15 protein-coding genes are annotated in these 16,217 nt (G+C 71.5%); 9 read left to right on the top strand and 6 right to left on the bottom strand.

Features of this window, described 5'->3' with window-relative positions; translation table 11 throughout:
- From VM840_12020 to VM840_12010, 3 genes are all read right to left on the bottom strand, one after another.
- A partial coding sequence (locus tag VM840_12020) for an LCP family protein (GenBank protein HVL82304.1) occupies positions 1-1,017 on the bottom strand: 1,017 nt, incomplete at its 3' end.
- A gap of 5 nt (positions 1,018-1,022) precedes the next feature.
- Positions 1,023-1,847 carry a class E sortase gene (locus VM840_12015; protein ID HVL82303.1) on the bottom strand — a complete coding sequence of 275 codons (825 nt, stop codon included), beginning with the start codon at positions 1,845-1,847 and terminating at the stop codon, positions 1,023-1,025.
- A gap of 27 nt (positions 1,848-1,874) precedes the next feature.
- The gene (locus VM840_12010) at positions 1,875-2,468 is read right to left on the bottom strand and encodes an RNA polymerase sigma factor (protein HVL82302.1); all 594 of its coding nucleotides are present in this window, start codon (positions 2,466-2,468) and stop codon (positions 1,875-1,877) included.
- Between the two features lie 117 nt (positions 2,469-2,585).
- On the opposite strand from VM840_12010, the gene VM840_12005 reads away from it, so the two are divergent.
- The 5 genes from VM840_12005 (at position 2,586) to VM840_11985 (ending at position 7,668) form a co-directional block, all read left to right on the top strand.
- On the top strand, positions 2,586-3,974 hold the full coding sequence (locus VM840_12005; GenBank protein ID HVL82301.1) for a trypsin-like peptidase domain-containing protein: 1,389 nt from the start codon (positions 2,586-2,588) through the stop codon (positions 3,972-3,974).
- A complete protein-coding gene (locus VM840_12000; GenBank protein ID HVL82300.1) occupies positions 3,974-4,267 on the top strand; it encodes an antibiotic biosynthesis monooxygenase family protein in 294 nt (97 codons plus the stop codon). Before VM840_12005 ends, VM840_12000 begins: the two co-directional genes overlap by 1 nt.
- A gap of 131 nt (positions 4,268-4,398) precedes the next feature.
- The gene (locus tag VM840_11995; protein HVL82299.1) at positions 4,399-5,124 is read left to right on the top strand and encodes a hypothetical protein; all 726 of its coding nucleotides are present in this window, start codon (positions 4,399-4,401) and stop codon (positions 5,122-5,124) included.
- A 105-nt stretch (positions 5,125-5,229) separates the two neighbouring features.
- On the top strand, positions 5,230-6,786 hold the full coding sequence (locus VM840_11990) for a hypothetical protein (GenBank protein HVL82298.1): 1,557 nt from the start codon (positions 5,230-5,232) through the stop codon (positions 6,784-6,786).
- A gap of 162 nt (positions 6,787-6,948) precedes the next feature.
- Positions 6,949-7,668, top strand: a complete 720-nt coding sequence (locus VM840_11985; protein HVL82297.1) for a response regulator transcription factor — start codon at positions 6,949-6,951, stop codon at positions 7,666-7,668.
- A 46-nt stretch (positions 7,669-7,714) separates the two neighbouring features.
- Here VM840_11985 and VM840_11980 read toward each other — a convergent pair whose 3' ends face one another.
- Positions 7,715-9,499, bottom strand: coding sequence for a GspE/PulE family protein (locus VM840_11980; GenBank protein HVL82296.1), 1,785 nt, complete (start codon positions 9,497-9,499; stop codon positions 7,715-7,717).
- A gap of 181 nt (positions 9,500-9,680) precedes the next feature.
- Between VM840_11980 and VM840_11975 the strand changes: the two genes are divergently transcribed.
- Together VM840_11975 and VM840_11970 are read left to right on the top strand one after the other, a co-directional pair.
- On the top strand, positions 9,681-11,195 hold the full coding sequence (locus VM840_11975; protein ID HVL82295.1) for an ABC transporter substrate-binding protein: 1,515 nt from the start codon (positions 9,681-9,683) through the stop codon (positions 11,193-11,195).
- Between the two features lie 29 nt (positions 11,196-11,224).
- Positions 11,225-12,085 carry an alpha/beta fold hydrolase gene (locus VM840_11970; protein ID HVL82294.1) on the top strand — a complete coding sequence of 287 codons (861 nt, stop codon included), beginning with the start codon at positions 11,225-11,227 and terminating at the stop codon, positions 12,083-12,085.
- Here the strand turns inward: VM840_11970 and VM840_11965 are convergent.
- A complete protein-coding gene (locus VM840_11965) occupies positions 12,057-13,031 on the bottom strand; it encodes a DUF72 domain-containing protein (protein ID HVL82293.1) in 975 nt (324 codons plus the stop codon). The genes VM840_11970 and VM840_11965 overlap by 29 nt on opposite strands.
- Positions 13,032-13,101: 70 nt before the next feature.
- A complete protein-coding gene (locus VM840_11960; protein ID HVL82292.1) occupies positions 13,102-13,584 on the bottom strand; it encodes an Hsp20/alpha crystallin family protein in 483 nt (160 codons plus the stop codon).
- A gap of 425 nt (positions 13,585-14,009) precedes the next feature.
- Between VM840_11960 and VM840_11955 the strand changes: the two genes are divergently transcribed.
- Both VM840_11955 and VM840_11950 read left to right on the top strand, forming a co-directional pair.
- A complete protein-coding gene (locus VM840_11955; GenBank protein ID HVL82291.1) occupies positions 14,010-15,164 on the top strand; it encodes an ATPase, T2SS/T4P/T4SS family in 1,155 nt (384 codons plus the stop codon).
- Positions 15,161-16,216 carry a type II secretion system F family protein gene (locus tag VM840_11950; GenBank protein ID HVL82290.1) on the top strand — a complete coding sequence of 352 codons (1,056 nt, stop codon included), beginning with the start codon at positions 15,161-15,163 and terminating at the stop codon, positions 16,214-16,216. The genes VM840_11955 and VM840_11950 overlap by 4 nt, the downstream gene beginning before the upstream one ends.
- Position 16,217 lies beyond the last annotated feature (1 nt).

Below are 16,217 nucleotides of genomic sequence, written 5' to 3'. Positions count from 1 at the left end.
GGTCGGCGAGGGGTTGGAGGGCTGGGTCCGGCCATCGGCGACGGCGTCGGCTCCCACGTCCCTGAACAGCCTGAACGCCTCTTCCGTGAGGTAGACCACGCTCTGGCTGCCCGCCTTGCCGTGACGGCCGGGGGCGACGACCGCCACGAGCTCGCGGGGGTCGAGGTTCCGCGCGAGCGACCCGAACCGGACCGCCTCCCCCATGGACATGTCCAGCCTCGCGTGCCGCATCAGATGACCCAGGAACCGTCGGACCCCGGCCTCGTCCGAGGTCTCCGCCCGCAGCTTCTCGAGGGCGTGCAGTACCACCCGGCCGTGGTTCGCGGCCCTCTCGAGGTCCCCGCCGGGGAGGTTGCGGTTGCGGGTGAAGGCCAGGACCTGGCGACCGTCCATGTGGTGCCATCCGGGCTCGAACCGGGCTCCTGAGTTCCGGTCGTTCATCCGGCGGGGCACGTTCACGTCGAGGCCACCGAGTTCGTCGACCATCCGCACCATGCCTTCGAAGCCCGTGAGGGCGAAGTGGGAGATGGGCAGCCCGGTGACCTCCCGGACGGTCCGAACGAGCAGCTGCGGTCCACCCAGCGCGAGGGCGGAGTTGATCTTCCGTTGTCCGTGCCCGGGCACGTTCACGTAGGCGTCCCGCGGGATCCCCAGGACCGTCCCGCGCCTCGTGGCCGGATCGACCGCCGCGACCGTGATCGCGTCCGCCCGTGACCGCTCCACGTTCTGGCCCGGACGTGCGTCCGACCCGATGACCAGGAAGAACAGGAGGTGACCGGGGACGTCCACCGCGCCCGTCCACGCCGACGCGCCCCGAGGTCCGGACCCGGTGGCCCGGGCGAGACCTGGGTCGGGCTCGACCTCGGGGGCCGGGATCTCCGGCTCCCCGACCTGCTCCTCCTGCACCGGGGCCGGCTCGGGGGAGGCGGTGCCCACGACGATCGAGGGGGTGGCCGACTTCCCCGAACACCCGAGCGAGACGAGGGCCAGCGCCACCATCAGGCTCGCCCCCCGCATGGCGCTCAGATGGCCTGTCGGACGGGTTCGCTCTTGACGAGCCGGGCCCGGACGATCAGGCGCTGCCGGGCGCTCCCCTTCGGGTGACAGGTGGTGAGCGTGAGTACCGCCTCCTCGGTGGGCCCCACGACGGACCAGTCCCTGGGGTGGGTCACCCAGGGGTCCCGCTCCACCCGGTACACGTGGACCCCCTTCGGGGTGTGTAGGCGTATCACGTCGCCAACGCGCAGCTCGTCGACCCGGTTGAACGGCCGGCCGTACGTCGTGCGGTGACCGGCGATCGAGACGTTGCCCCTCTGCCCGGGCAGGGGTGTGTGGGGGTAGTGGCCGGCGCCCGCCTTCAGCGCCGACTCCGAGGTGCCCTCGACCACGAGCATGTCGAGCTTGATCCTCGGGATCTGGATCCTCGTGAGCGGGTCGCCCTCGCCCAGCAGCGTCTTCTGGGAGGCCATGGCCTGAGCCCACCTGGTGTCGAGGTCGCGCTGGATCTTGTTCGTCTGCATGTCGCTGAGGAAGTTCGACCACTCGATGGCCTTCTCCACCGGCACGCGGAGGAAGAAGGGGTACCGGTGCCCGGCGTAGGGGTAGGCGACCATCCCCAGGCCGATAACCGCGGCCAGGCCCGAGCTCCAGGACAGCACCCGCCTCCCGACCGACGGGTTCGACACCTTCGGCGGGAACAGCAGGTACACGAGCGCCCCCAGGACCGGGACCCGGTAGAGACGCTGGAGCCAGCCGGCCCCGCCGGCCGGCTTGGTGTCGCGGTCTGGTGTGGGGGTGGTCTCGCTCATCGTCGGCTGCGGCGCGAACGCGCCCTGCAAGTATGACAACGAGCCGTCCGCGTGCCAGGTTTCGGGTCACGGCCCCGCTCCGATCCCTCGCGCGGCGAGGACGCGCGCCAGCGACTTCAAGGCCCGGAACTGCAGCGCCTTCACGGCTCCCTCGTTGCGTCCGACGACGACCGCGACCTCGGCGATCGGGAGCCCGTGCAGGAAGCGAAGCTGGAGGACCTCTTGCTGCTCAGGCGTCAGCTCCGCGAGCGCCGCCCTCAGCTCGTCTCCCTCTATCCGTCCCAGCGCCTCCGCCTCCGGGCTGGAGGTCGCCTGCTCCACCGGGAGCTCCTCCACGACCGTCTCCCAGCGCACCCGCCCCGACTTCACGTGGTCGAGGTGGATGTTGCGTCCGATCCGCAGGACCCAGGCGAGGAAGTCCCGGGACCCCCCCTCGAACCCTCCGATCGCCCGGAGCGCGCGCATGAACGTCTCGGAGGTCAGGTCCTCGGCCAGGGTCTTGTCCCGGCATCGGCTGCGCAGGTGGCTGAAGACGATCGGGAGGCTCGCGCGGAACAGGCTCGCGAAGGCGTCCTGGTTCCCTTCGCGAGCCTCCGCGACCAGACGGTCCGCCTCCTCGGAAGGGATGCCGACCGCTGGCGAAGTGGATGAGCCCGCCATCGTGCTCCTGGATGTGCCGCCGAACGTCGGGGTAGCCTACCCGCCGGAACGTCGGCGACGGCTCCGGCTCGTCGTGCTGTCGACACCAGCCCTCGTCTGGTCCACGCTGGAGGAACGATGTCTCACCCCTGGGAGCCCGAGCCGGAGAGCAACGAGGAACCCGGACCGTCCGACGTGGACGCCATCCCCTCCGAGGGGACGGACCCCTCGCTCGGCGGCGAGAGCCCGGGTCCGGACGAGGAGGCGCGCCCGCGTGGGCGGCTCCCCTGGGAGCACCCACCAGCTGCAGCCGAGTCGCCCCCTCCCGCCCCCGCGTGGTGGGAGGGACGGGACGAGCGCCCCATCCGGCGTGTCTGGGACCCGCAGACGGCTCAGTGGGTCCCCGACGAGGGGTCCCGACCGGCCCCCACGGAGGACGCGGCCTGGAAGCGGCCGGCGCTGGTGGGCGGACTCGTGGGAGCGATCGTGTCCGGGCTGCTGGTCGCCGGGCTGCTCTCGGTCGCGGGCTCGCGGCCGACGGTGATCGAGCAGAGGGCGCCCGCGCTGCGCGGCGATGGGACGGCGGGAGACCGGGTCGTCGCCATCGCGGAGGGCGCGAAGCCCTCCGTGGTGCACATCAACACGACGACGACCCGCACCGGCGTCTTCGGCCCCCAGGAGGCGAGGGGGGCCGGGTCGGGGGTGATCATCCGGTCGGACGGCCACATCATCACGAACGCCCACGTGGTGGAGGGGGCGACAGCGGTTGAGGTGGTCCTGGCCTCAGGCGAGCAGCTGGAGGGGCGCCTGATCGGGTCCGACCTCGACACGGACATCGCGGTGGTGAAGGTAGAACGTCCGGAGATGCCCGCCGTGCCCCTCGGCTCCTCGAAGGACCTGCGGGTCGGAGAGCTCACCGTAGCCATCGGCTCCCCGCTGGGCCTGAGCCACTCGGTGACGTCCGGGATCGTGTCCGCCCTCGGGCGGACCTCCCGGTCGCCCAGCGGGGCCCAGCTCGTCGACCTGATCCAGACGGACGCCTCGATCACACGCGGGAACTCGGGCGGGGCGCTCCTGAACGGCCAGGGGGCGCTGATCGGGATCAACAGCATGATCGCCGTCGACCCCGACGTCGGTGCGGAAGGGATCGGGTTCGCCATCCCGATCGATATCGCTCGGCGGGTGGCGGACGATCTGATCGCCACGGGCCGGGCCACCCACCCCTACATCGGGGTGACGGGCGCCACGATCGACGCTGAGACCGCGCGCCGTTTCGGCGGCAGCGCCGGCGCACGGGTCACCGAGGTCCTCCCGGGCGGACCGGCCGACGAGGCCGGGATCGCGCCCGGCGACATCATCGTGCGCTTCGGCGGCGAGCAGGTCGACAGCATGACCGACCTGGTCTCCCTCATCGCCGTGCGGCGCGTGGGCGAGGAGGTACCGGTGGAGCTCCTGCGTGCGGACGGCGACGGCTTCACCCGGACGACGGTCCGGGTTCGCGTCGGGGATCGTCCGCCCCTGCGCTAGTGGCGACCAGCGTCCTGATCCACGAGCGCCACGCCGTCCACCCCCGGCACGCCGAGGCGTACCGGGCCCTGCTGTCCGAGATGGTCTCGTCGGCCCGAGCCGCTCCTGGGGTCCTTTGGGCGGATGCGGCCGAGGCCTGGGACGACCAGCCCTCCTTCGTGGTGCTCAGCGAGTGGAGGACGTCGGCGGACGCCGATGCCTGGCTGGCCTCCCCGGCCCGGATCCGCGTCCTGGACCGCGGGGAGCCGTGGCTTCGGGAAGGCACGGCCACGCGCCGGTTCAGCGCCGGCTGACGCCGCCACCGCACGTCCGTAGCGCCCGAACCCCCTCAACCCGGACATCTCCCGGCTGCGACAGGGGGTGGCGGCAGGACGCGAGGACGAGGCGACGAAACACGTCTCACCGAGTTTCGAGGAGGATCGCTGTGAAGGACCCCCGGACCCTCGCCGCGTCGGCCGCGCTCGCCGTCGCCGCCGGTGTCTGCGCATGGATGGGCTCGGCCCACGCGGACTGCGTGCGGATCCCCCTGGTGAGCACCGGTTTCGACGACGCCGTCGCCTGCCACGCCGCGGGGGACGACGCGGACGGCACGGTGGCGGTCTCCGCCCAGGGCGACGCCCGGGCGTCTGGGACCCTCCCGATGGCCGCCGTGAGCGGGAACGGCAAGGCAGACCGATCGATCGTGTGCGCCAGCGGCACGGGGACCGCCGGCGGCCCCCACTCCGACCTGGAGAACGAGTGCACCGTCTCCATCTCGGCGCTCGGCGGTGACGCGGGCGAGGATGCCGCGTCCTCGGCCTATCTGGTGGCCCTGGCCGGTCGGGGTTCGGCCAGGGCGCCGGTGGCGATCTCGGTCTTCGGCGACAGCCACGGTCAGCTGGTCTCGGTCTCGGGCACCGGGCGGGCCGGCGGCGACACCTACACAGGTGAGCACCCGTCCCCGTACGTCGCGGTCAGCGGGTGCTCAGCCGAGCACGCCCCCCACGAGGAGGGCCAGGTGCTGGTTGCAGACCCATCGCACGTCCACCTCAACGTGGACGTGCAGGACATCACCGGACAAGACGGCTCGTTCGAGCCCACCGACGTCGGAACCGGCGCGGTGGGGACCACGGTGACCGGCGTTACCTGTGATGTGAAGCCGGGAGTGTGACGGCCGTAACCCGTCACCCTTGGACGTCGTTGGAGCAGGTGGACTAGTTTGTTCGGACTAGCACCCGCCGGCCCGGGGGGGCCGGGGGATGGAACGGAGGACGCGATGAGGCGCTGGGGATACAAGAAGAGGTCGATGGCGGCTGCGCTGGGGATGGTCCTGGCTTTCGGGGCCCTGGCCTCGCCGGCCGCGGCCCGGCTGCAGGCGACCGGGAGCACGATCGAGCAGCTGACGTCGGAACGGGGCGTCGGCGCCACGCACGGTCGCGCCCTCTACATCGCCGTCGAGGGGCTGGCCGACGTGACCATGGGGGACGGGGCGGGTTACGTCGCCTACGGGCGGGAGAAGAGGGACGTCCTGGTCCCGGTCATCCCGTCGGACATGCTGGTTCCCTGCACGAGCGGGACGGTGGGGATCGACGGCACCGATCACTGCCTCGACCGGGCGAAGCTCGGATCGCGGGGGATCGACGCGAGCCCGGACAGCAAGGTGCTGGAGGAGTCGCTCTTCCAGCAGAAGATCACGACGCGCGAGCTGCAGAGCTCCAACTCGGGCTTCCCGGTCCCGATCCAGGAGGGGACCTCGGTCGGCACGGGGATGCTGAAGCCGGCCGCTGACTTCCTCGGGAACCGGCTCGCCGGGTTCACGACGGGCGGGTCGACCCCGGCCGCGAACCCGCAGGGCCTGGCCCGTTCGACCGGTATCGTCATCCCGAACCTCGCCAAGGCCGAGGCCTCGTGCGACGGGCGCACCGGGACGCAGAACATCTCGGACCAGAAGACGGCCCTGCCGCTCCCGGCCCCGCTGGCCCCTGTCCTGACGGGGGGCATCGGGCTCGCCTCCTGCGACCTCGTCCGGGAAGCCGGAGGGTCAACGGCCTACCCGGCGCTGCGCCAGACCTTCGGAGAGGTGGCCGTGGACGTCACGGCGACGCAGACGCTTGTGAAGAGCGTCCCGGCCGTCAACCAGGTGCTCGACACCGTGGAGGGCCTGGCTCCCGCTCCGGTGAGGGACATCGTCTCCACCCTGCAGGCCCAGCTGGACGCCGCCCCGCTCGTCGCGGTCCGGGTCGCGCCGGGCGAGGAGCTCATCTCGACCTCGGACACCGGGGTCAGCGCGAAGTCGGTCAGCGGCGACGTGGTGATCGACGTCCTCGGCGGGGTCGCGGAGATCCGTGTCTCCCAGGCGCGTTCCGAGGCGAGCGTGCTCGGCGGGACAGCCTCCGCCACGGGTGACTGCGCCTTCGTGGACGTGAAGGTTCTGAACCTGCTGACGGTCGAGCCTTCCGACTACATCACCCAGCGGGTGGCGTGCCCGTCGCAGAACCTGACCCTGCTCAGCGGGCTGCCGGCGCCGATCGGCGACGCGCTCGCGATCACCATCCAGACGGGTCAGGTGGCGACCACCCAGGGCGCCCACTCGGCGCAGGCCACGTCGAGCGTCCTGTCGATCAGCCTCTTCAACAGCCCGCTGCCGCCCGTCCGGGTGCAGCTGGCGAGCTCGGGCGCGTTCGCCCAGGTGACGCCGGGGAAGGTCAGCAACAACCCCGGGTTCCCAGCCGTCGCCCTGCCGAAGACCGGCCCGTTCGCGGCCGCGACGGCCGGGCTCGGGCTGACGATCCTGGGGCTGGCCGGCTACGTCCGCCGCCGTCTGGTCGGCTGACCGCGCCGCATCCGGACTCCGGGCCCCCGGCCGCTCCGCGGCCGGGGGCCCTCCTACGTCAGGGGCTCCCCCAACCGGGCCATCTGCCCTAGCCCGAATGGGCTAAAGGTTCACCATGCTCGTGCCGATGTAGCGGGGAACGGGATCTAGGGAGGTGCCAAAGTGACTGAAGTGCTCAGGGTCATCGTCGTCCACCCAGCCCGCCTGCTCCGCCAGGCGCTGGCCCAGACGATGAACGCGATGCAGGACATCGAGGTGGTCGCGCACACCGAGTCAGCCGAGGAGGCGGCGCGCCTCTCGGTCGACCTGCAGGTGGACGTCGGCGTGCTCGATGCCGAGCTCGTGGGTGAGCAGGGCGCCTCCATCATCGCCGAGCTGAAGGGACCGATGAGGTGCAAGCGGGTCCTCCTCGTGGGGGACAGGGTGTCGCCGACGCAGGTGGAGAGGTCCATGGCCGCGGGGGCCGACGGGTTCACGCTGAAGTCGGTGTCCGTGGACGAGTTCGCGGACACGGTCCGCCGGGTCGCAGCCGGCGAGGTGCTCCTGCACCCGACGATCGCGTCCGTGATCGTCGAGAGCCTGTCGGCGTTCGCCCGAGGCGAGCGGCACGCCGGACCGGTCCTGACCGACCGTCAGCAGGAGATCGTCCGCCTCCTGGCGCTCGGGCTCCCGAACAAGCAGATCGCGCGCCGGTTGGACATCGGGGTGGAGACCGTCAAGACGCACATCTCGAAGATCCTGGCCAAGCTGGGGGTCTCCAGCCGCACGGAAGCCGTTCTCGTCGCCATGCGCGAGGGGGTGCTGGGGACGTCGATCAGCGAGGAGTTCCCCGCGATCCACCAGGGTCGCCACGAGCGGATGCTGCAACGTCAGGCGAACTGACGCCCTCCGCGAACCGCCGCAGCCGGGCTTCCGAGCCCGGCTGTCGCTATTGGGCCGAGCCCCCCTGAGCCTCCTGCCTGGATGAGGCCACGCGCAGCTGACCCCTCGCGCGCTGCCGCTGCGACTTGCGGGAGCCCCCGTCCACCACCCGGAAGACCTCCTCCACGCTGGTGAGGCCGGCCACGATCTTCTCGATCCCGTCGTCGCGCAGCGTGTGCATCCCCTGGTCGAGGGCGACCGTCTTTATGTCCTCCGTGGTCCGCCGCTCGCAGATCATGCGCTCTATCTCCTCGGTCACCGGCATGACCTCGACCAGGGCGACGCGCCCGCGGTACCCCGTCTTCGAGCAGTGCGGACAGCCGGCCGGCTTGTAGAGGGTGGGCGGGTCGCCGTCCCAGGGGATGTCGTTCGCCGTCAGGACCTCCTCCGTGGGCTGGTACGGCTCCCGGCACCGCATGCACAACCGTCGGGCCAGCCGCTGGGCCAGGACGCAGTCGAGCGCCGAGCCGACGAGGAACGGCTCGACCCCCATCTCGACGAGCCTGGTCACCGCGGACGGAGCGTCGTTGGTGTGCAGGGTCGAGAGCACGAGGTGTCCGGTGAGAGCCGCCTCGATGGCGATCCCGGCGGTCTCCCGGTCGCGGATCTCGCCGACCATCACCACGTCGGGGTCGGATCGCAGGATCGACCTGAGGGCGCGCGCGAACGTGAGCCCGCCCTTCGGGTTGACCTGTATCTGGGTGAGCCCGGGGAGCCGGTACTCCACCGGGTCCTCGACCGTGATGATCTTCTTGGTCGTCTCGTTGATCACGTTCAGAGTGGCGTACAGGGTCGTCGACTTGCCCGACCCCGTCGGGCCGGTGACGAGGATCGCGCCGTAGGGCTTCGTGAACGACCTCTGGAAGCGCTCGAGGGCGTAGGGGAGGAAGCCGAGGTCCTCCAGCTCCAGGACGGTGTTGGAGCTGTCCAGCAGGCGCATGATGACCTCTTCGCCCCAGACGGAGGGGACGGTGGCCACGCGGAGGTCGATCCGCTTTCCCTCCGCGGTGACCGAGATCCGTCCGTCCTGCGGCACCCGGCGCTCGGCGATGTCCAGGTTCGACATGATCTTGAGGCGCGAGATCAACCCGGCCTGCAGCGACTTCGGGGTCCTCATCATGTCGTGCAGCACCCCGTCGATGCGGTAGCGGATGCGCACCTCCGCCTCTTGCGGCTCGATGTGGATGTCGGAGGCCCGCTGGATGACGGCCTGGGCGATGATGTGGTTGATCGCCTTCACGATCGGGGCCGCGTCCGTGTCGGAGTCGCCGATCGCCACCTCGTCGACCTCCTCGACGGGGACGGCCTCCTGCAGGAGCATCTCCGCCGACCGGTCCAGGCTCCGGATCCGGTCGAGCATGTCCGCGATCGAGGAGCGCGAGGAGACGACGATGTCGAGCTCGCGTCCGGCCAGCGTCCGCAGATCGTCGATGGCGATCACGTTCGTCGGGTCGGAGATCGCGATCGTCAGGCGCCCGTCGTCCGTGAACGCGAGGGGGACGGCGCCGTACCGACGCAGGACGGTCTCCGGCAGGATCACGGCAGCGGCAGGATCGGGCACCCGGTCCCCGAGGTCGACGTAGGGGATGCCGTGCCAGGCGGCTTGGACCTCGCCGGTCTCCTCGGGCGCGACGAACCCCAGCTCGACCAGAAGGCGGGGGACGGATCGTCCGCCGCTCACCCTTCGGTGCTCGACGACCTCTCGGGCCTGGTCGGAGGAGATCAAGCCCCTCGCGACCAGTTCTCGCAGGCGCTTGCTCTCGTCGGTGCCGCGTTGCTCCCTGGCTGCCATCCCGCTCCATGTGTCGGATGAGCAGCATCCCTCCTCAACTGTATCGGCCGGCCAGGAGGGCGGGGGGCTAGCGCATCCGAGGTCCTCCCGGGCCCCCCATCCGGGGGACGGCGGGCCCAGGGTGAGCCCGCGCGCGCGGTCGGCCCGCCTACGATGACGCCGAGGAGGTCCGCCTTTGGTCGTGCGCCTGGCGCTCGTGATGCTGGTCCTGGTGAGCGGGTGCTCCGACGCGTCCGAACCCGAACCTCGGCCCCTCGTCGTGGGAACGACCGAGCGCCGTTCCGGTCTCGACCCGGCCGGTTGCTACGACTACCTGTGCGCCTACGCGCTGCTGCCGAACACCCACCAGACGCTCGTCTCCCTCGACGACGCCGTGCAACCGGGGGCCGGCGTGGCCGAGTCCTGGACGGTCTCCCCCGACGGCATGTCCTACACCTTCACGCTCCGCTCAGGGCAACGGATGCACGACAACGCCCCCCTGGACGCGGAGACGGTCCGTTGGTCGCTCGAGAGGGTCCGGACGCTGGACGCGGCGCCCTCGTTCCTGCTCTTCCAGGACGCCGAGGAGCCGACCTGGGGGATACGGTCCGTCGAGGCCCCGGACACCCGGACCGTCGTCGTCCAACTGGCCGCGCCGGACTCGTCACTCCCCGCTCGACTGGCCCACCCCGCGGCCTCCGTCGTCTCCCCGCGCTCGTACCCGCCCGGCAGCCGGGCCGGCGCCGATGTGGTGGTGGGGAGCGGTCCGTACACCAGCGAGGGCTACCGTCCGGACGGCTCCCTCGAGCTCGTCCCCTGGCCTGGATGGTGGCGCCACGAGCCGCCCCACGAGCGGGTCGTCGTGCGCCCTTTCCGGACCGCCCGGGACCTGGCCACGGCGGTACGCGGGGGGGAGGTGGACGTCGTCCTGCGCAGCCTGGCCCCGGCCGACGTGCGACGCCTCGACGCCGAGGACACGGCCCTCGTCGTCCACGAGGCCCCGCCGTCGTCCGTGCGCTTCCTCGCCTTCAACTCCACCCGCCCCCCGTTCGACGCGGTAGCGGTCCGACGTGCGGTCGCCTCCGCGGTGGACCGGGCGGCCCTGGCCCGGACCCAGGGCGGCACGCCGCTGACGAGCCTCCTGCCGCCTCGGTTCCGTGAGCACGCCGGGGCCGCCGCGGACGGCGACCCCACCGCCCTCCTGCGGGAGGCGGGGGTGCCGGATGGAGAGAGGGTAGCCTTCACGCTCTGGTACACCCCGGACCACTACGGCCCGGACGAGCAGCGCGCGGCCGAGGAGCTCGGCCGCCAGCTGGAGGCGACCGGGCGGTTCGCGGTCTCGGTCCGGGAGGCGGGCTGGAGCGATTTCAGGAGCTCGTTCTCCGCCGGCGAGTACCAGGCATGGCTGCTCGGGTGGTTCCCCGACGTCCTGGACCCGCTCGACCACCTGGCCCCGTTCCTCGGCTCGGCGGCGGCGGCCGGCCTCGGCACCGGGTACGCGAGCGCGCGGGCGGACGAGCTCATCGCGGCCGTGCGCCGGGCCACCGATCCCGGGGCGCGCAGCCAGCACCTGCGCGAGCTCCAGGCACTGGCCGCGGCGGAAGCCCCGTACGTCCCCCTGTGGCAGCCGCCGGATCTCGTCCTCGCCCGCCGAGGGATCGGGCTGGACCTGGAGGCCTGGCCGTACCTCCGCCTCTGGAGGACCGGGACCCGATAGCGCGGCTCGGCGGTGATAGCGTCGGCCCCATGCGCGAGGACGTCGTTCGCACGGGGTCGGGGATCGAACTGGCGGTAGCCGACCACGGAGGGGAGGGGCACCCGGTGGTCCTGGTCCACGGTCTGGGCTCCAACCTGCGCACGTGGGACGCCGTCGCTCCGCTGCTCGCGAACCAGCATCGCGTCGTCGCCTACGACCAGAGGGGCCACGGACGGTCGACCGACCCCCCGGACGGTGACTACTCGGTCGAGGCGCTCGTGGACGACCTCGATGCCGTGGTCGACGCGTTCGGACTGCAGCACCCCTATGTAGTGGGTCACTCGTGGGGAGCCTCGGTCGCGCTCGGACACGCCATCTCGCGCGAGGGGTGTCCGGGGATCGTCTGCGTGGACGGCGGGGTGATAGACCTCCAGGACCTCGGCCTGACCTGGGAGCTGACCGAGCAGATCTTCCGGCCCCCCCACCTCGAAGGGCCACCCGAGCTACTGACGGCGCGGATACGCAGCGAGCAGTCGATGCTGCCTTGGAACCTGCTCGCGCCCGTCGTGGAGCGTTCCTTCGTGGTGGGCGAGGACGGCATCATGCGCCGGCGCACGTCGGTCGAGGACCACATGGCGATCGTCCGGCAGATGTGGGAGGCGCGCGTGGTGGCCGCGTACGACCGGGTGCGCTGCCCCGTCATGTGCGTGCTCGCGCAGGGCTACGTGAACGACGAGAAGACCGCGGCGGTGGTCGCCGCGAAGCAGGAGTGCGCCCGCAGGCTGGGGCAGAGGCACCCGTGGGTGCGGATCGAATGGCTCGAGTCACTGCACGACGTCCAGGTGATGACGCCGGGGGAGCTCGTCTATCTGATCAGGTCCTTCACGCAGAGCCCGTCGCTTCCAGGGTGAGCTGGGTCATCTTCTTCCCCGACCGAACGGCGTAGTCGCGGTAGCAGTTGTTCATCATCACGTGGACCTCCCGGGCGCTCTCGCGCAGCTGGGTCACGCCGGGCACCCACTCGGCCAGCTCGTCGGCGGAGTAGTCGTACCGGAACCGCTCCCGAGCGCTGATCCCCTTCTTCTCCCACGTCGCGGACCTGCGGCCGTGGAACCTGACCATCGCCAGGTCCGCCGTCGCCGCCACCACCGGGGGGATGGACGAGCGGAACCCCTGCGGCATGTCCACGCAAACGTAAGGGAGCCCCTCGCGCTCGAGGAAGCCGAGCGTCCTCTCCTGCTGCTCCGGGGTGTCCATCCAGCGCCCGTTGCGGAACTCGACCGCGGTCCACACACCGGGAAGCAGGTCCGTCATCCGGTCCCGGCACTGCACGATGTAGGCCCGGTTGTCCTTCGACGGGACGAACCATTCCGGGAACTGGAAGAGCACCGAGGTCAGCTTGTCCGCCTCGCGCAGCGGCTCGAGCGCGCTCGCGAACCGCGACCAAACCTCGTCGACCACCTCGTCGGGGACCGACCCGATGTAGAGGTTCTTCTTCTCGTCGGTGAGGTCCAGCGCCTCTCGCAGCGCCTTCGGGAGCCCGGTGGGCCGCGTCGGGTGGTGGGTGAGGAGGGAGAAGGCTTTCACGTTGAAGGCGAAGGGCTGCGGGGTCCGCTCCGCCCAGGCGACCGCGTTGCGTTCGGCGGGGAGCGCGTAGTAGGTGGAGTCGACCTCGAGCACGGGGAAGTCCTCGACCACGTACCGCAGGCGCCCCTCGGCGGTGTTCACGCCAGGCGGGTAGTAGACGCCGGGCGTGAGCATCGACCTGTCGGTCCAGGAGCAGATCCCGACCCGGACGCTGCGCTCCAGAGCGAGCTGCCAGGCGGGTGTGTCCGGCTCGCGCTCGCGTCCGCTCATCGACCAAGCCTAGGGAACGCGAGAGGACCGGGGGCGGCGGGCCCCCGGTCCCAGGTGGTGCTCGTGAACGTCAGCTCTCCAGTTCCTTGTGGGTCGAGCCGCCCACCTCGACCTTGACCTTGCTGGTCGGCTTCTCGGGCATCGGCACGGTCACGGTCAGGATCCCTGCGTCGTAGGTCGCCCTGATCTGCGACGCGTCGATGTGCTGGGGCAGCGACACCGACCGGGTGAAGCGACCGACCGAGATCTCCCGACGGATCCAGCCGTTGCCGTTCCCGTTCTCGCCGTCGCCCTGGTCGGCCGCCTCGTGGCGGCGCTCCCCGGAGATGGTCAGGACGCCGTCCGTGAACTCGATGTCGACATCGTTCTCGGCGTCCACGCCCGGGAGCTCCAGGCGGACGACGATCTGGTTGTCACGGGTGAACAGGTCTAGCGGCGGCACCCACGCACGGGTCGGGGTGTCGAGCAGCGCGCTCCCGAACTCACCGAACAGGCGGCGGACGTCCTGAAAGTCACGGTCCAGGGCGTCGAACGGTCCGAAACGCCGGAGCATGATCCTCACCTCCACCTCCTTCGTCGTTCCCTACGCGATCCAATATGCCGTATCTGTTGGTCTCTGTCAAGCGAATATGAGTGTATATCGCTTAGATTCTCTCTCCGCGCATCGCTGAGGTTCCGCGGCCGTACAGCAGGGGGGTCCGGCACGCAGCGTGGGCCCGGCGTGCTCGCCACCATGTCCAGTTCGGACCTGCCTCGAGCCCTACGCGCGCTGCGTGACCGCTCTCATCGCACCCATGTTGGACGACCGGAGCTGTCGGTGGCGTGTCCTAGGATGCGGCTCCCTTCCCCGAGGGCCTTCCCCCCGACCGTCGGGAGGGTGCCGTGTCCGAGATCCTGGACCGGTTGCGTCGTCTGATCACACGTCCCGCCCCGGACCCAGCCTGGGTGCGGATCGTTCGGCGGAAGGCGGGGTTGTAGTTGTTCCGGCGGGAGGGGCTGGTCCGACCCGTCCCGGACCGCGACGACCTGGCCCGCGAGGTGTCCACCCGCCTGGCGGCGTCCGGGACCGCGCCGTCCGGTCCAGCGGTGACCGACGCGCTCCGCGCCGTCCTGCGTGAGCGAGGCCTCGCGTGGGAGGCGGGTCGGGTGGCGGCGACCGTCCAGGCGATCGTCGACGAGCTACGCGGGTTCGGGCCCATCGGTCCCCTCCTGCGAGACCCCGACGTGACCGAGATCATGATCAACGCACCCTCCGAGGTGTACGTCGAGAAGCGGGGCCGCATCGTCCCGGCTCCCGCGAGGCTGGGCTCCGACGACGAGATACTCCACCTGATAGAGCGCGTCGTCTCCCCGCTCGGCTTGCGGGTCGACGCCTCGTCGCCCTGGGTGGACGCGCGCCTGGAGGACGGTTCGAGGTTCCACGCCGCGGTCCCGCCGGTCACCGTCCGAGGCCCGGTCGTCACCATCCGGAAGTTCTCGCCCCAGCTGTGGACGCTCGAAGAGCTCCACCGCATGGGGACCCTCGACGAGGGGCAGCGCAGCGTCCTTCGAGCCGCCGTGCGCGACCGTCGCAACGTCCTCGTCTGCGGCGGGACCGGGACCGGAAAGACCACCCTCCTCGGCGTGCTGGCTCGCATGATCCCGTCCGGCGAGAGGGTGATCACGATCGAGGACGCCGCCGAGCTCCGTCTCGGACGACGGCACGTGGTCGCCCTCGAGACCCGGCCGGCGAACGTGGAGGGACGGGGTGAGGTGACGATGCGCGACCTCGTCCGGTGCGCGATGCGCATGCGCCCGGACAGGATCGTGGTCGGGGAGGTGCGCGGGCCGGAGGCGCTGGACATGCTCCAGGCCCTGACCTCCGGCCACGCGGGCTCGATGGCCACCGTCCACGCCGACGCGCCCGCTGAAGCGTTGATGCGTCTCGAGACGCTCGCCCTGCTCGCCGCGCCCGGGCTGAGCGTGACCGCCGCGCGGCGTCAGGTCGGATCCGCTATCGACCTGATCGTGCATGTGAGCCGGGAGGCCGGACATCGCCGTGTCTCCGAGATCGTGGAGGTGCGAGCGGGGACGCGGGGGCCCGTCGTCCGCCGGGTCACCGCGCCGCCTCGGACCCGGAGGACCCCCGCATGAGGCGAGCGCGGCGCCACTCACCGCAGGACATCTCCGACGCGATGAGGTCGGTCCGCGAGGGCGTGCGCGGTGGACTGTCCCTGGGGCAGGCCATCTCCCGAGCGGCCGCTGTGGACGGGTCCCCCCTGGCCACCCTCGGCCCCCAGCTGGTGTCGGGGCGACCGGTCGCACGCGTCCTCCGGGAGGCCGCGGTCGCCAGCCCCGACGCCGACCTCGCTGCGGCCATGCTGGTGCTGGCCGTACAGGCCCAGGCCGGGGGCGACCCATCCCCGGCGCTCCTGGCAGCGGAGGAGCGCATGCGCGAGCGCGCGGCCGCTGAGCGCGAGGCGAGCTCGCTGACCGCGCAGGCCCGGATGTCCGCTCGCGCCATGCTCCTCCTCTCTCCCAGCTTCCTCGCGTTGATGGCGCTCCTCGACCCGGCCTCCGTCCGCGACGGCCTGCGGGGGCCGGGGCTCGTGGCGCTGATCGCCGGGCTCTGTCTCCAGGCGCTGGGCGGGGTCTGGATATCGAAGCTGGTCCGCGGTCCGCTCAGGGAGCCCGGTCGCATGTCCCGGCTCCCGATCCTCCGGGCTCTCGCGGCTATCGTCGGCGGGCGCAAGAGGTCCACGGTCCCGGTCGAGGTGGCGCACACGGCGGACGTCTGCGCGCTCGTCCTGGGGTCCGGGGTCGCGCCCGTCCGCGCCCTGGAGCTCGTGGCCCCGATCGCGCCCGGCACGGTCGGCGAAGCGCTCAGACGAGCGGTCGCCGAGACCCGGGCGGGGGCATCACGGTCCGACGCGCTGCGACGCGCGTCCGAAGAGGTCGGAGATCCCCAGATGACCAGGTTCGTGGACGCGTTCGCGTCCGCGGACAGACTGGGGGTCCCGCTCGCCCCGACGCTGCGCGCGCTCGGCGACGACCTTCGCCGCGACCACGCGGCCGCGGTCATCTCTGATGTGCGTGCAGCATCGGTGAAGGTCCTGCTTCCCCTGGGCCTGCTCATCCTTCCCGCCTTCGTGCTCGCCTGCCTCGTCCCCCTCGTGTTGGGCGGGCTCGACCGTTTGCAGCCGTGAC

The sequence above is a fragment of the Actinomycetota bacterium genome (assembly GCA_035540895.1).
Classification (GTDB): Bacteria; Actinomycetota; JAICYB01; order JAICYB01; family JAICYB01; genus DATLFR01.
The sequence above is the reverse complement of the archived record's forward strand: the minus strand, read 5'-3'. Positions and strand labels throughout refer to the sequence as shown.

Excerpts from the sequence above, each read along its gene's own strand:
- VM840_12005 (HVL82301.1), top strand. The coding sequence starts at position 2,586 with ATGTCTCACCCCTGGGAGCCCGAGCCGGAGAGCAACGAGGAACCCGGA.
- VM840_11970 (HVL82294.1), top strand. The coding sequence starts at position 11,225 with ATGCGCGAGGACGTCGTTCGCACGGGGTCGGGGATCGAACTGGCGGTA.
- VM840_11980 (HVL82296.1), bottom strand. The coding sequence starts at position 9,499 with ATGGCAGCCAGGGAGCAACGCGGCACCGACGAGAGCAAGCGCCTGCGA.
- VM840_12010 (HVL82302.1), bottom strand. The coding sequence starts at position 2,468 with ATGGCGGGCTCATCCACTTCGCCAGCGGTCGGCATCCCTTCCGAGGAG.
- VM840_11965 (HVL82293.1), bottom strand. The coding sequence starts at position 13,031 with ATGAGCGGACGCGAGCGCGAGCCGGACACACCCGCCTGGCAGCTCGCT.
- VM840_11950 (HVL82290.1), top strand. The coding sequence starts at position 15,161 with ATGAGGCGAGCGCGGCGCCACTCACCGCAGGACATCTCCGACGCGATG.
- VM840_11960 (HVL82292.1), bottom strand. The coding sequence starts at position 13,584 with ATGCTCCGGCGTTTCGGACCGTTCGACGCCCTGGACCGTGACTTTCAG.
- VM840_11990 (HVL82298.1), top strand. The coding sequence starts at position 5,230 with ATGAGGCGCTGGGGATACAAGAAGAGGTCGATGGCGGCTGCGCTGGGG.